1 protein-coding gene is annotated in these 241 nt (G+C 71.4%); it reads left to right on the top strand.

Annotated features, from left to right (window positions below):
* The coding region (locus HMPREF0072_RS11640; RefSeq protein WP_155811919.1) for a M20/M25/M40 family metallo-hydrolase at window positions 1–241 on the top strand (241 nt) is incomplete at both ends.

The raw sequence follows: 241 nt of genomic DNA, 5'->3' as shown, positions 1-241 counted from the left end.
GCCGACCACCCGGAGCACAAGGGTGCCATCGCCTTCCTCATCACCAGCGACGAGGAAGGCCCGGCCCACCACGGCACCAAGGCGGTGGTCGAACGCCTCGCCGCACGCGGCGAGCGCCTGGACTGGTGCATCGTCGGCGAACCGTCGAGCACCAGCCTGGTCGGCGACGTGGTGAAGAACGGCCGCCGCGGCTCCCTCGGCGCCAAGCTGACCATCCGCGGCGTACAGGGCCATGTGGCCT

The organism is Anaerococcus lactolyticus ATCC 51172 (assembly GCF_000156575.1).
Classification (GTDB): Bacteria; Bacillota; Clostridia; order Tissierellales; family Peptoniphilaceae; genus Anaerococcus; species Anaerococcus lactolyticus.
This window is presented reverse-complemented; position numbering and strand designations above follow the sequence as displayed.